13 protein-coding genes and 1 pseudogene are annotated in these 14891 nt (G+C 40.8%); 7 read left to right on the top strand and 7 right to left on the bottom strand.

Annotated features, from left to right (window positions below):
- Nucleotides 1-44 precede the first annotated feature (44 nt).
- The 4 genes and pseudogenes from L4C37_RS04865 (at nucleotide 45) to L4C37_RS04850 (ending at nucleotide 3928) form a co-directional block, all read left to right on the top strand.
- Nucleotides 45-1163, top strand: coding sequence for an HlyD family secretion protein (locus L4C37_RS04865; protein ID WP_372265540.1), 1119 nt, complete (start codon nucleotides 45-47; stop codon nucleotides 1161-1163).
- Entirely contained in the window at nucleotides 1153-2175 is a 1023-nt protein-coding gene (locus L4C37_RS04860) for a DUF2955 domain-containing protein (RefSeq protein ID WP_372265539.1), read from the top strand. Before L4C37_RS04865 ends, L4C37_RS04860 begins: the two co-directional genes overlap by 11 nt.
- A 33-nt stretch (nucleotides 2176-2208) precedes the next feature.
- Nucleotides 2209-3272, top strand: a pseudogene (locus L4C37_RS04855) (AI-2E family transporter).
- Nucleotides 3272-3928 carry a potassium channel family protein gene (locus L4C37_RS04850; protein WP_372265535.1) on the top strand — a complete coding sequence of 219 codons (657 nt, stop codon included), beginning with the start codon at nucleotides 3272-3274 and terminating at the stop codon, nucleotides 3926-3928. The pseudogene L4C37_RS04855 and the gene L4C37_RS04850 overlap by 1 nt, the downstream one beginning before the upstream one ends.
- A 163-nt stretch (nucleotides 3929-4091) precedes the next feature.
- On the opposite strand, the gene L4C37_RS04845 is transcribed toward L4C37_RS04850, so the two are convergent.
- Complete coding sequence (locus L4C37_RS04845) at nucleotides 4092-5078, bottom strand: Gfo/Idh/MocA family protein (protein ID WP_429768033.1); 987 nt, start codon at nucleotides 5076-5078, stop codon at nucleotides 4092-4094.
- Between the two features lie 220 nt (nucleotides 5079-5298).
- On the opposite strand from L4C37_RS04845, the gene L4C37_RS04840 reads away from it, so the two are divergent.
- The 3 genes from L4C37_RS04840 (at nucleotide 5299) to L4C37_RS04830 (ending at nucleotide 7160) form a co-directional block, all read left to right on the top strand.
- On the top strand, nucleotides 5299-5778 hold the full coding sequence (locus tag L4C37_RS04840) for a GNAT family N-acetyltransferase (protein ID WP_137373635.1): 480 nt from the start codon (nucleotides 5299-5301) through the stop codon (nucleotides 5776-5778).
- A gap of 299 nt (nucleotides 5779-6077) precedes the next feature.
- Nucleotides 6078-6524 carry a L,D-transpeptidase family protein gene (locus tag L4C37_RS04835; protein WP_429768044.1) on the top strand — a complete coding sequence of 149 codons (447 nt, stop codon included), beginning with the start codon at nucleotides 6078-6080 and terminating at the stop codon, nucleotides 6522-6524.
- A 363-nt stretch (nucleotides 6525-6887) separates the two neighbouring features.
- A complete protein-coding gene (locus L4C37_RS04830; protein ID WP_429768032.1) occupies nucleotides 6888-7160 on the top strand; it encodes a hypothetical protein in 273 nt (90 codons plus the stop codon).
- A gap of 201 nt (nucleotides 7161-7361) precedes the next feature.
- Here L4C37_RS04830 and L4C37_RS04825 read toward each other — a convergent pair whose 3' ends face one another.
- From L4C37_RS04825 to L4C37_RS04800, 6 genes are all read right to left on the bottom strand, one after another.
- Entirely contained in the window at nucleotides 7362-8096 is a 735-nt protein-coding gene (locus L4C37_RS04825; RefSeq protein WP_137373638.1) for a sulfite exporter TauE/SafE family protein, read from the bottom strand.
- 120 nt (nucleotides 8097-8216) lie between these two features.
- Nucleotides 8217-8933 (bottom strand): glycerophosphodiester phosphodiesterase family protein, encoded by a 717-nt coding sequence (locus tag L4C37_RS04820; protein WP_273296641.1) that lies wholly within the window; start codon nucleotides 8931-8933, stop codon nucleotides 8217-8219.
- Nucleotides 8934-9227: 294 nt separating this feature from the next.
- Nucleotides 9228-9830, bottom strand: coding sequence for a 2OG-Fe(II) oxygenase (locus L4C37_RS04815; RefSeq protein ID WP_137373640.1), 603 nt, complete (start codon nucleotides 9828-9830; stop codon nucleotides 9228-9230).
- Nucleotides 9831-10135: 305 nt separating this feature from the next.
- Nucleotides 10136-12031 (bottom strand): TRAP transporter permease, encoded by a 1896-nt coding sequence (locus L4C37_RS04810; protein ID WP_429768031.1) that lies wholly within the window; start codon nucleotides 12029-12031, stop codon nucleotides 10136-10138.
- Between the two features lie 11 nt (nucleotides 12032-12042).
- A complete protein-coding gene (locus tag L4C37_RS04805) occupies nucleotides 12043-12972 on the bottom strand; it encodes a TAXI family TRAP transporter solute-binding subunit (RefSeq protein WP_429768030.1) in 930 nt (309 codons plus the stop codon).
- Between the two features lie 319 nt (nucleotides 12973-13291).
- The gene (locus tag L4C37_RS04800; RefSeq protein WP_429768029.1) at nucleotides 13292-14857 is read right to left on the bottom strand and encodes an ATP-binding response regulator; all 1566 of its coding nucleotides are present in this window, start codon (nucleotides 14855-14857) and stop codon (nucleotides 13292-13294) included.
- Between the last annotated feature and the right edge of the window lie 34 nt (nucleotides 14858-14891).

Raw genomic sequence — 14891 nt, 5'->3', positions numbered from 1 at the left:
AACTAGTTAATTTTATTGATTTTAGTTCATAGGAAGGGAATCGTATGTCAGAAGTAAATGACGACATTCAAGGCTCAGAAGCGCAAGCTCAGGCTGTTCAGAAAAAAGATAAAGTACGCAAGGTAACTAACTATCTTCTTATTTTTGTCGCCGCCGTTTTACTTTTTAGCATCGTATCGGACCGTATCATCCCCATCACCGATAATGCCCGTTTAAAAAGTTATATTGTTCCAATCAAGCCTCAAGTTGCAGGCACAGTATTAGATATTCAAGTGCAGCCTAATCAATTGGTTCAAGAAGGGGATGTACTTGCCATTTTAGATCCATCTGACTATCAAATTGCGGTTCATCAAGCAGAGCAAAACCTAGAGATTGCAGGGCAAAATGTCGGGGCGCAAACTGCCAATATTGCTTCGGCGCAAGCAAGGTTGACTTCGGCGATGGTTGAGCGTCAAAACACTCAGCTTCAGGCTAAACGAGTTCTAGACATGGCGGATAAAGGCGTTGTTTCGAAATCTGATGCTGATAAAGCCCGAGCGGCACTCGCGACATCTAAAGCTGCGGTGGTGAATGCAGAAGCGGATCTAGAGAAAGCTAAGCAACAACTGGGTAAAGATGGTGAAGACAACAGCCAAATTAAAGCGGCTTTATTGGCCCTTGAACAAGCGCAACTTAACTTAGAAAGAACGGTGATCAAGGCTCCAACACAAGGTGGCGTATCTAACTTCAGCTTGTCAGAAGGTTTTTACGCATCACCTGGTAACCCAATCATGACTTTTGTTTCAACTGATGATATTTGGATTGAAGCTTACTTTCGTGAAAACAGCCTAGGCAATGTCACGACTGGCGATGAAGTGGAAATTGCCCTTGATTTCGCACCTGGCAGAGTGGTGAAAGGTAAGGTGATGAGTGTTGATTGGGGGGTTGATTGGGGGCAAAACTCACAGGCTGGCAAACTTGCTCAAGCTAACCAACAAACTGGCTGGTTACGCCAAACTCAAATGCTGCCAATTCTCATTGAATTTGACCGAAGCGAAGTGGAAGGCATGCTGCGTGTAGGTGGTCAAGCTGATGTAATTGTATACAGTGGCGATAACACCATTTTCAATTTAATTGGTAAGGCTTGGATTCGCTTACTAAGTGTTTTGTCTTATGTCAGATAATAATCCTGCGCTGAGCGACGTAGTAGACGAGCAAACTCAAACTCGTATTCTGCGTTACACGGTAGGTGTGACATTATCGGTCTTTTTGGCTGCGTGGATTAACTGGCCATTAGCCTTTGTTGCACCTGTATTTACGGCAAAGTTTTTAGTCGATAAACCGGCGCTCCATAAAGAAACGGTGTATGAGTTATTGTTGGCTATGTTAGTCACAATGGCGCTTGGGTTATTACTGTCGAGAGGTATAACCCATTATCCAATCCCACTGTTGATTTTGGTCGGGTTGATGATGCTTTGGGGGTATTACCTATTTACGGACCCAAAGTGGAATCTTTTCGGAACCATTTTATTAATTGCAGTATTGATGCTGCCGTTTATGGCAATTTCAAACCCGGGCGTATCATTATTCCTTGCTTCAGGGCTTGCTACTTCTGGTGCTGTGGCGGTGGGGATCTTTGCCTTAGTTCATATCTACTTTCCTGAGCCTAAAGCGAGGTTTGCAGGCTTTGCCAAACCTCCAATCTCCAAACAAGAAAGGTGGTATGCCGCATTTAGAGCGATGATCATTTCTTTTCCTGTGGTGTGCTTTTTCTTCATATTCCAAATATCTGAAGCCTTGCTTACCATGATGTTCATTGCGTTGTTGTCTTTGATGATAACGGCAGAAAAGTCGATAAAGCTCAGTGCCTTTTTAGTGATCAGTAATGGTATTGGTGGGTTATTGGCGATTGCGGCATTTTCTATTTTGTCGGTCGTGCCAAATCTTATCTTTTATTCCATATTCATTGGGCTGATTGCTATTATTATTGCCCGTAAAATTTATACCGTCCCAGCTAAAGCCCCTATTTTTGCTACCGCATTCAGCACGTTATTAGTACTTATTGGCAGCACATTAATGAGCTCTGGGGATATTGATAGCAATACATTCGTTAGGATATTTCAGCTGCTTCTTATTGGTGTATATATGATATTGGCTTCCATGTTTTTAGAAACTAGACGTTGGAAGTTTTTATAACGCTCGCTTTAAAATACATTACAAGGATGTAATATGAAATTTTCAAGTAACTCTTCACAGCAAGCGATTGATGCGGCAATAAAAATCGCTGTTATTGCCGTTCTTATTTATTGGTGTTTTTCAATACTTCGCCCCTTCATTTTGTTAGTGGCTTGGGGAGGGATCATCGCTACCGCATTGTACCCTGTGGTTATCGTCATTCATAACAAAACTGGCTTATCGAAAGGCAAAGCAAGTGGCATGCTCAGTTTGGTTGGGGTGCTGTTATTGCTGATCCCATTGGGTGCCTTGTCATCGGGTCTATTCACCAGTGCTTCAGAAGTGATTTCAGGTCTGCAAGATGGCACGCTTGCTATTCCAAAACCTCGAACGGCGTTACAAGACATCCCGCTAGTCGGTGACAAACTGTATTCTGGGTTGGTGTTTGCTTCTTCAAATATTGAAGGGGCAATGGTGAAATACGCTGAGGAAATAAAAATCTACGGAGCGAAAATGGCTTCCATTGTTGGCTCTGTTGGTGGCGGCTTTGTTCAATTTATTATTTCGACCATCATTGCTGGTGTGTTTATGAGTAACGCGGAAAGCTGCCAAGTTGGGATTGTTAAATTAGCGAAACGTTTAACAGGTGAAAGCGGTGAAGCGCTTGTCCAGCTGTCTAAATCCACTGTGAGAAGTGTGGTTCAAGGGGTCTTGGCGTGGCAGTTATACAGTCTATTTTATCGGTAATAGGTTTAGTCATCGCGGGTGTGCCTGCTGCTGCATTTTGGGCACTAGCGGTTTTCCTAGTGGCGATTATTCAATTGCCACCTATCCTTGCTCTGTTACCACCAATTATTTTTATGTTTAGCGGTGACTCAACGGTTGCCGCGGGTTTGTTCTTAGTGTGGTGTATTTTAGTGAGTGGTAGTGACGCAATTTTGAAGCCGATGCTACTTAGCCGGGGTTCAGATATTCCGATGCTGGTTATTCTGCTTGGTGCTCTTGGTGGAATGGCAATGTCTGGCATTGTGGGCTTATTTGTTGGCGCTGTTATTTTGAGCCTGACCTATAAGTTACTTGTGGCGTGGTTAGAGGCAGAACCTGAAGAGGTGAAGTAATGAAACGCTTCACTAAAGACGATAATTTTCAGTTTCTTTTCTTTGCTTTATTGGTGCTGTTTTTTGGCTGCTCTGTCATGCAGCAATACTATCCAGAAGGGCAAAAAACAGTGCTGGGTTTGATTATTGTGACGCTGGCGGTATCTATTGCCGGAATCAATCGTGAGCGGACAATCTATCGTTCATTGTACGGCTTCTTGCTGGTGACAGCAGCAGTATCGGGTATGCTGTCATTTTTTGAAGATTATGACTTATCTATTCTCACTCTCGCAGCCTTATTGATGTTCCTTTTTTCACATATTTACTCGGCTTTGAAGCAAGTGATGTTGGTTAGAGAGGTAACTAAAAACCATATTATTGGTTCAATTTGCATCTATTTATTAATGGGGCTTGCTTGGACCTTCCTCTACTTATTGGTACTGGAAATTTATCCGCAGGGTTTTAATGGTTTAGAGCATAAACCCTGGTTAGCGAATTTATTCAACGTGCTGTATTTTAGTTTTATAACTTTAACAACGGTCGGATATGGCGACATTTCACCTACATTGCCAGTGGCTCAATTCTTTGTTTTCTTAGAGGCTATTTTAGGCAGCTTTTATTTAGCCATTATGGTTGCGAGCCTAGTGAGTATTCGTTTGTCTCAAGGGAATAAATAGTTTTTTAGTGTTTTGTGAAGGTTTACGATATGAAAAGCCCCTGATTATTATTTAATTAGGGGCTTATATTTTGAAGGTGATTTTTTAATAGACCTTCATTTTAACAAGAGTGCACATCAAGCTAGTTTGATGTTTCCATAGTGTAAATGGTTATGATGATGTGTCATTCGGCATCGGCAGGGAATTGAACACCAATCTGCTTTCTCATTTCTGTGGTAATTTCCGAAACAATCAAGGCACGCTTGTCACGTGTGAAGTCTTTCTGCTTAATTCTGCGAGCAAACTCTTCTGCTTCATAGCTCATAGAGTTATCGGCTTGCTCGACACTTAACTCTTCGGTTCTACCATCTCTATATTCAATCGTGACCTTAGTGCATTCGGCTATGTGATCAATGATGATAGAACCATTCTCACCTTGAATCTCACTTGGTTGGTGTGAATCAGACACTTTTGAGTGTGATAGGGTTACGTTAAATTCTGGGTATGAAAATATCGCGTCACCATGCCCATCTACTCCTGAATTAAGCAATACTCCTGAGGCTTGCACTTTAGTCGGCTTTCCAAAAAGAGCCACTGCTGCGGAAACACAATAGAAGCCTATATCCATAAGAGATCCATTAGAAAACTTTGGGTTAAAAGTATTCGGGTTTTCGCCATTCAAATACTTTTGGTAGCGAGAGGAGTATTGGCAGTAGCTAAGGTGTGCTTTGTGCAGACGACCAATTTTAGCTACCCCTGCTTGGATTTGTTTAAAGTTAGGTAGGAACTCCGATTTATATGCTTCAAAAAATACGACTTGATTACGTTCGGCATTTTCAACGGCTTGAAGCGCCTGTTCGAGGTTTGATGCGATTGGCTTTTCACAAATGACATGCTTACCATTGTCCATCATCAACATCGCTTGCTCCGCATGTAGAGAGTTTGGAGAAGCGATATACACGGCATCTACGTTGTCCGATTTGGCTAACTCATCTAAATTATCAAATAGACAAATGTCGGCAGAAGCTGTCACAAACTCATCTGCGAAATCTTTTGCACTAGAGAGCGATCGTGAATATACCGCACTGAGTTGAAAGCTCATGGTGCCTAAAGCGGCTTGTACAAATTTTTGTGTTATCCAGTTGGTACCAATGACGGCAAGTCTAATCATGTTGAGCTACCTAATTTGTGTATTGTATTGAAGAGCACGCTGACTTTGCGCCGATCTTTTGGCTCAAAGGTTAATGTAGAAAGTATATTAACACTCTAAAATAAAAGAGAATGGCATTAAGTTCATTAATTTAAGTGACCGGAATAAAGCGTAGGTTTGTTGGTTGGGCATTGCATGAGATTTTGCTATGGTAATTGAGAATTCATTGTAAGTGGTTGTTATGCAAATACGTATTGCGAAAGTGGCGGATATTCGGTCTATTCTTGAACTGTCTGACCAAATTAATCGTCAGCATCATGCAGGGGCACCAATGGTGTTTGCTTCACCGAGTATGTGTCTCGTTGACAGCGAAGAATATTGGCTAAGTTTAATGATTGATCGCCAAGGTGTTTTTTACGTTGCCGTAAGTGATAACCAAGTCGTCGGCTTCGTTGTTGGCAAAGTGTCTCAAAATCGCGGTGTGAGTTTTATCCAACCTCATAAAATTGGCAGAGTGAATACTATTGTGGTGCGAGATACCATACAAAATAAAGGGGTTGGTAAAGCCTTAATGTTGAAGTTTAAGGAATGGGCTCAATCAGAGGGTGCCATTGAAATGCGACTTGAGGTGATGGAATTTAACCAACAGGCTCAAGCTTTCTATGAGTCTCTTGGATTAGAAACACAATCACGAACCATGTCGATGAATCTGGAGGCTTAATGCCATTTAAATTTGCTTTATCTTTGTTATGTTTACTACTGATAACGGCAAATACTTTTGCTAAAGATAAAGCATCTGAAGACTGGCTAACACAGTCTTCAAAAGTAATTCATTCTAAAGCTAATACTTCCTCACACATCTTCTCGCAATTAGATATTCCAGAATCCCAAATCCCGGACCCATCTTCACTTAATTATGAGCATCCCAAACCGATAACTGTTAATAAGCCTGTGTTTAAGAAGACAGTGTTTAAGAAGCAACCTTTAGCCAAATCACTCCCTTTAGACAGCAACCAAGCGCTGAAAGGTGGCTCGACAAAAAATACGATCACTTTGGTTCTAGTGGATAAATCAAAGAGACGTATGTATCTGTTGAGTGGTAAAGAAGTCATCCGTGAATATAGGATTGCACTAGGGGATGAACCTAAGGGGCATAAGCAAGTTGAAGGTGATAATCGGACACCTGAAGGTCGGTATATCTTAGAATATGTCACTGAAGACTCAAGCTTCTATCGTTCTGTCCATATTAGTTACCCTAATTATAGTGACACTCAAGAAGCAAAGAAGCGAGGTGAGTTAGCTGGCGGTGATATAAAAATTCATGGCTTAAAGAACGGTGAATCTCGTTCGCCACTTTTTATCCAGAGTTTTGATTGGACCAATGGCTGTATTGCAATTACAAATGAACAGTTAGATGATTTTATAAATATTGTTGAGATGGGGACACCTATATATATTGAATGGTGAACTATTGATCTAATTTGCCTTGAGTCTTGTGTGGTCTATATGAGCAGGCATAAATGATTTTGATTAACATGCTTAATTTTAGAATATGGACAACCTTACCTGTGATGAAACCTCATTAATGACGTTGTAATTCATGTTTGTTTTAACGGTATATGCAAAATTTATAAAATTAATTTTTTAAATATATGATAATAAAGATTAATTTAACAATTGCTACATTGATCACTGAAAGGATTTTGTATTTCAAATCATTTGTAATATGGGTGATAGAGATCATGAATGTGAAATGTCAAAGTTAATATATATTGATTAAATATATTGCTCCGTATATTTTCCTTCGAAATTTATAATAAAGAGCTTACTATGAAAAAATCATTTATTGTTTCCGCAACTTTGATCACATCTTTTAATGTTATGGCTTTTGGCCTGCCAGATATTGAAATTCCAAGCATCAGTACAGATGCACAAAATATCATTTCTGCATTAGAAGTTATTCAAGATGGCGGTATTGAGTGTTCACAGATTACTGACTTTAAAGTTGCTACGAATGTAAAAGGCTATCAGGTTGAATGTGACAGTAATAAAAATTATACGCTTCTTGAAACCAATGATGGTTTAGTGCTTCAAGTTAAATAAAAAGCGATTTAATATATAGCATAAGCTCGTTTAGCCAGTTACTCACTAGATCTTGGCGATAACGAGCTTAAATTTAATCTACTCATTTGTGTTAAATAACGAGCACTAATGCTTTATTAATTGCGTTAGAAGGAGTAATTGGACAATTAGTTTGTCACCAGTATCTAATATTTAGTGATTTCTCTTAAGCTTGTTAGCCCTTTAGATCACTCTCAGTATACTGAATATGGCTATGGTGATTAGCAGTATCACGGTAACCGGTTTAAACTTTTCCCCGCCATACCTTTCAAATAGTTGACTCCCTAAATAACCTCCTAGCATGCTACTGGGTAGCAAGGCGGCAGTTAGAATGACAATATTACTGTTGACCAAACCCGCAATAGAAGCAGAAACAAAGGCACTCGAATCCGCAAGAACGAAAAAGGCGATCAATCCTGCTCGTGCGATGTGTGGTGCAACTGGGCTAGCCAGGGCATGGGCACCCACTGGAGGTCCAGACATTGAAGCGGCGCCATTCATGACTCCCGCTAAGCTTCCGAGAATAAAGGGGGCAAATTTAGGCTCTTTAGAGTATTGAAAACCTTTTTGAATCATTAGTGCAGAAGCAAATATAAATACGCTAATAATTAAGACTATTGTGTCTTGCTCTACGGATTTCAGCAGAAGCAAACCGACAGGTGTGAAGACTAAACAAGGTATAAAAACTTTAGCAACCCATTTCCAATCTACATGACGGCGCACCTTAGGAAGCAATTGAACATTACCGAGTAAGTCGATCAGCATGAATACAGGAACCAATTCAATAACTGGCATGAACAAAGCGCTGAGTGGTAAAGCGACTAAGGTAAAACCAAAGCCTGAAAACCCCCTCACCATCGCTGCGAAAATGAAAATAGCAAAGAGTGCTGGAAAAGTGGAGCTAAGGATAATGTCCATGGGAAACTCAAAATGGTTCGATTGAAAGCAACAATTGATATTGATGGTTGACTAGTATTTATCTATTCATTGCCACATTAGTGCCTATCAAAGCTGTGACAATGAATACGGGCTATCCATTTATTGCGTTTTGGTAAAGCGAGTCGGGAAATCAGTGAATATGGCGTTTACTTTATTCATTAATGGAAAAGTATCACTATGGTTTACTGTGTAGCACCATACTTCAAAGCCCAAATTTGTTAGGTAATCTAGCTGTTCATTGGTGAGATTTTGATAATTCAAATGACAACTGAATGCTTTATTTTTTATTAATGCCGCTTTATCTTGGTTTGATAAGCTTTCAGTGATGAGCCCAATACGAAATTGAGAGCAATGTTGTGCGAGTTCTTCGATAACATCGTGGCTGAAGCTGGAAAGCAGTAACTGGCTACTTGGTAAAGTAGTCGATGCAAGTTCCTGAGCTAACAGAGCCACAACATGAGCAGGATCGTGTGTATCGATTTTAATCTCTAAATTCACTTGGAGCTTAGAATGCTCGGCTAACTCTAATAATTCCGAAAGCGTTAAGAGTTGTTCCCCTGCAAACTCAGACGAGAACCAACTACCAAAATCTAATTGTTTCAATTCAGCCAAAGTGTGTTCATCTAATCGACCTTTACCATCACTACAACGTTCTAAGTTGTGATCGTGGCAAATGACTAACACATCATCTTTAGTTGGTTGTATATCAACTTCAATCCATGAAAGACCAAGATCTATCGCATTTTGGATACTCGCTCGAGTGTTTTCTGGATGAGTACCTGACACACCACGATGACCAACAATGATAGGTGACATATTGAATCCTTAACTGAAGAATATGGCTAACTGCTTTTATTTTTTAGCTGAGATGATCGGTTCGCACTGGATCAGATCAGAAACTAAATCGGAAAATAGACAAGTATAACTGACATATCTAATTGTATTTTTAGAGGTTTGTCAGAAAGTCGAATAGTACGCTATTAAGAAAAATCTAACTGTCACCACTGTATACCTTACAAGACCTAGCTCAACTGTTAGGCTAATCCCAAATAATAGAATTTAACAGAGTAAACTCGCAGTGGTGTTTAGCTCCTACCGTTACCTTTGGTCTTAATGTGCAATATCCAATTGGTTATCTTTTACGCCATTAATTCGAAACCATCCTGCAATACTGAAGCGTTCTGTATTAGTTGGTAGAACTTCGTGTGGAAATTGCTCTGACAAGAAAATCAGTAAGCGGCCAGCTTTTGGAGGAATTGTTGCAATGTGTTTGTCATTTAAGTCGTACACCACTAACTCTCCAGCATCTTCTTCAGACCATTCGTCATTCATATAGAAGACTGTAGTCAAACGGCGATTTTCATTTCCTTTAAAACAATCTAAATGCTTTTGGTAAAAGTCACCTTTTTCATACTTAGCAAAGTGAGCTTCATATTCAAATAAACCCAAGAAGAAAGCTTGGTTAGCAGCAAGGCGAATGGCTTCCATTTTATCTAGAAACTCTTGAACAGGCGTCCCCATGCCTCTACGTAACCATTGAATCTTATCGCTACGAATCTCGGCTTCTCTCACAACTTCGTCATTACGCCCAATTCGTGCTTTCTTCCAATCGTCTGGAATGCAGTCCCTCAAATCGGTCACTTCTTTGGGCGTTAAGAAGCCATCCCATAGGTAATAACCTTGGGTTGCTAGTGAGTCGATCATTTGATTCATGTGTTTGTATCCAGACTATAAAAAGGAGCACTTATATAGTCCTAATTGTGCATGTGAACAATTCGACTTATTTGTCGTTACGATAAATGAGTATTCAGGTTGAGTTATTGATAGACGAATTGACAAGAATAGAAAGGAAGTAATTAGAGTAAAGTTAATAAAAACAATGAATAAGGGTAGGCGAAAAAACTATAAAGTGGGGATAATAGCGCAGGCAGCAGTAATCGTTCATCACTGCTGCCTGCGTTAAGTTTTCCAGTCGAACTTTAATGCGCTGTGCACAAAAGGTAAAGTTCTAATAAGAGTTAAGTCGCTGGTGTTACGGTAACTTTTGCTTTTCCTTTCTTAATGTTCCATACCATAAGTACGGCTAATAACCCCATTGCAGCAAACTCAATCAGGTTTGATCCGAGCACCATACATACCGCTACCAATAACCATAAAATTCGCTCGATTTTGGTTAAGTAGCCGAACATATAGCCCTCAATACTACCTGCAAAAGCAATGATTAAAGCAATGGTACTAATGGTCGCAATCGCAAATGAACCAACCTCGCCATCGACCCAGATTAAGCCAGAAAAAGCCATCATCATTGGGATAAGGAAAAACCCTTGTGCTAATTTGAAAGCTTGAACGGCAGATTTCATAGGGGATGATTTGGCAATACCGGCTCCTGCAAAAGCTGCGAGTGCTATTGGTGGTGTAACATTTGAAGTTTGTGATAGCCAAAAGACAATCATGTGTGCGGCCAATAACCCAACCCCAAAATCAAGTAGAGTAGGCACTGCCATGATCGACAGAACAATATAGGCGGCAGTAACAGGGAGCCCCATACCAAGGATTACAGCCGCCACTGCGATTAATGCAAGGGCAGTAAACAGGTGACCGCCAGAGAGCGAAATCAAGAATTGAGTAAACTGTAAACCAATACCTGTTTGCCCAACAACACCCACCACAATACCAGCCGTAGCGCACGCAACCGAAATTGGCAGCGCTAATAGCGCCCCTTGCTTCATGCCTTCTAGGAACAGACTTAAAGTGATTCTGCTATGTTTACGCAGCATGGACGCAACTAGAATTGCTGCGCACCCTGCAATACCAACTAATACGGGCGAATAGCTCATCATTAGTAATGCAGTGATAAGTATTAATGGAACGAGGAAGTGCCAGCCACGCTCCATGACAACGCTAAGCTTTTCATAGGTTTCCATCCCACGTAACCCAAGCTTACACGCCATAATGTGCACATATAGCAGGGTGCAAGCAAAGTAGAGGATGGCTGGCATGATAGAAACAACTAATATTTCACTGTAGGGAATGCCTGTGAATTGAGCCATAACAAATGCTCCAGCGCCCATAACCGGTGGCATTATTTGCCCACCTGTTGAAGCTGCCGCTTCAATCCCTGCCGCTTGCTCGGGCTTATAGCCGAGCTTTTTCATCATTGGAATGGTTAACGAACCAGTTGTTACGGTATTTGCAATGGCAGAACCAGAGATAGATCCTAATGCAGCGGATGAAATAACGCTGGCTTTCGCAGGTCCACCCCTGTATTTCCCAGCAATCGCAAACGCACTATCAATGAAGAAATTGCCGGCACCTGTGACTTGTAGGAAAGCGCCGAATAAAACGAAAATAAATACCACGCCTGCGGCAATCGCAAGAGGTGCGCCAAATACCCCATTCGTTGAAAAAATATGGAATCGAATAATATCTTCTAATGGAAATCCATTGCTGGCTACCTGGGCTGGCAAGTAGTTACCAAACATTGCATATGCTAAAAACAAAAGCGCGATTGAAACCATGACAAGGCCAACCGTTCGACGTGTAGCTTCAAGCAATAAGACAATGGTTATGCAACCTGCAAGCTTGTCGGCACCATTGACACCTTCGATAAGAAACATGATGTCATCGTAATCAAAATTGGCAATTCTCCAGGTAGCCCATATCAGAGCGACTGAAAAACTAAAATCAATAATGCGTCCCAATCTAAATAAAGCGGACTCTTGATGACGCATGAACAATGGATAAGTCAAGAAGACGAGAACAATGACCCAGCTTAAATGTACGGGTCTGAAGACTGGTGCTGATATTTCAGCCGTTATTCCTTGCCATATTTGAAATACAGATAAAGCAATAGCCGCAAATGCGGCTACTTTTAGAGGAATATTAACCAGAGTAGACGGCTTAGAATCTGGCATATAGTAATCCTTTATTTTACTTCATCTAAGTATTTTTTAGCGCCAGCATGTAGAGGAACACCACCTAACATTTGCATGTTATCAACGGTCGTGTAGCTCGTTACTTTTATGCTTTGGCGTACTTGGTCGATGTTCTCAAACATAGATTTAGTCATGTTATAGACGAGTTCTGTATCCGCATTTTTGTTGACTACTAATACGTTCCAAACTGCAGGAGTGTTGAACGCTGGCACATTATTGTAGCTGTTCGCAGGTACTTCAAGAGCTTGGAAAGAAGGCATAGCTTCAGAAATTTTTGCTAGCTCATCAGCAGAGAATGATAGAACTCGAATATCACGCGTTAAAGTTAACTCGGTTACAGCACCAACACCTAAGCTACCTACGATAACGCCAGCATCAATCTGACCATTCGCAAGAGCAGACGTTGTTGCCGTATAGTTTAAGCTTTGCGCTTTAAGGTCATCTTCAGACATGCCAAGAGCCCCTAAAATACCAATCGCGCTAGTACGTGTGCCTGACCCCGGAGCACCAAGTGATACTTTTTTACCTTTTAAATCAGAGATACTTTTGATGTCAGAAGCAGCTGGCACCATGAAATGCACCACATTTGGATAAAGTGCTGAAACGACAGCGACATCCATTTTCATTGGAAACGGCTTTTTACCATCATGGGCTTTTTGAACCACGCTGCCCATTGCAATACCCGCTAGCTGTTTATTTGTTGCCACCTTAATGCTGTTTTCAACAGAGCCCGCCGTTACTTCTGCCCGCATGTTAAAGTCAGGAATTGTTTCACCCCAAATCTTAGCCAGTGTGCCCCCTAGTGGATAATAGGTACCGCTTTGACTACCAGTGCCAATCGTAAAGTTGTCAGCAAAAGCAGAAAAAGATACAGCGCCTGAAATAAATGCAGCAATGACTTTTTTGGATAAATTTTTCATTATATTAGCGTCCTATGCGGTGGTTAATCTCTGCCTATAAAAGTATCAAGAAAAGGCAGAACTTGATCCAAGCCTAATCCTAACTTAAGACCAAAGGTTATTAGACTTTAGTCAAAGGCATGAGCAGATCGCTGCATAAATTTTAAATATATGATGTAACGCAGGTGTTACTATTTTGTAGGGCTTAGTTCACAAGTAATGAGCTAGTATGAAGAGAGAAAGAGAGGCTTTTTAGTTTTAGGATTACTAAAAATTAAAGCAAGCGTACTTCAGCTTGCTTTAATTAACTTATTTGAGTTTTTCATAGTGGAGCTGGGCTTTACTCCAAAAGCGGGAAGACAATCATCAACGTAGTGCCTTCTTCATAAGACGTCTTGAAGCTGATTTCACCATTTTGTGCTTCAGCGGCTAAGCGAGCAGAATAAGTGCCAATGCCTGTGCCTGTTACTTTTCCATCAGTCACAAATTTATTGAAGAAAGTCGAATGAATCGAAGGTGGAATTTCACCCATATTATGGATATTGAAACGAACTGTGCGGGCTTCAGCATCGAGAATGCTCGATATTTTCACATTACTGCCTGGCGGTGAAGCTTCAACTGCATTATTGATTAAGTTAGAAAACATTGTGTAACTCAGCAGTGAGTCTCCCATAAACTTATGTGCAGGTGGCACATTGTAATGGATGAAAATATTGCTCTTCTCGCACTTAGCTTGTAAGCCAAAGCAGAGCTTTTTGATTAAAGAATGAGCGTCAATCAGCTTTAATTCAACAGAACATTTATTTTCTTCAAGCTTCATCAGAGTTTCTTGGCTGTTCATCATTTTTTGAATCATTAATGATGATTCGCGAATCATATCCAACTCGTCTTCGCAGTTTTTCGTTTTGCCTTCTAATGCTGGAATATTCGTAATAATCGCAGTTAGCGGGTTACTTAGATCATGTTTAAACATGCGGTGTATGTCATCACGAATACGTGTGTTTTCCACCATGGTTTCAATTTGCAGTTGCATGGTCATACGTTGCTGCACGATCTTCATGTGGTTTCGGACACGCGCCTTAACTATCTCTGGTGTTATCGGTTTCGTTATGTAATCCACTGCCCCTAAAGCGAGCCCTTTTAAAACATCGTCAGTTTGTGTCAATGCCGAAACGAAGATGACGGGAATGTGTTCGGTTAGGGGGTTATTTTTTAGAGCTTCACAGACTTCTAAGCCAGACATTTCAGGCATCATAATGTCGAGCAGAATCAAATCTGGCGGGGTGTCTTTGTCACATATTTCAAGCGCTTTCTTACCCGTTCGACATGCTTGAAGCTTGTAGTCACCTTTCAATAGTTCCCCAAGAACCATTAAGTTATTTGGCTCGTCATCGACTAGGAGAATGCTGTTTGGCATGGGTTTAGGGATGTTATTGATGCGGCGGGTAATTTCGGCAGAACCGTTATCATCTTTAATTAACTGAGGTGTGGGAGCCTTAAATGCTTTGTGTACTCGGTTGATTAGCATAGTGCGGGAAAACGGTTTGACTAGATATTCAGTCACGCCATGGCGAATAGCGCTCATTACATCATCTTGATCGATATTTCCGGTCACCATGACTAAAGGAATATGCGCTAAATCTTCATCACGACGTATGGTTTTTAACAGCTCAAGACCATCCATTTTTGGCATGTTCCAGTCAGAGATGATCAAATCAATCTTATAATCTTTGAGCTTAATTAAGGCTTCTCGTCCGTCTTTGGCCCTATGAATCTTTTTGAACTTTAGGGTTTCTAAAATTGCAGCTAAAGTTTGAGTCATTGATTCGAAATCATCAACAATAAGCACCCGCTTTGATGCGTAGGTTGCTCCATTGGATTGTTGGTTTATCAGTAAACTGTTCATAATTAGAGGGTCTTCAGCGTCCATGTTGAATCTA

This window comes from Vibrio kagoshimensis (assembly GCF_050337535.1).
GTDB lineage: Bacteria > Pseudomonadota > Gammaproteobacteria > Enterobacterales > Vibrionaceae > Vibrio > Vibrio gallaecicus.
This window is presented reverse-complemented; position numbering and strand designations above follow the sequence as displayed.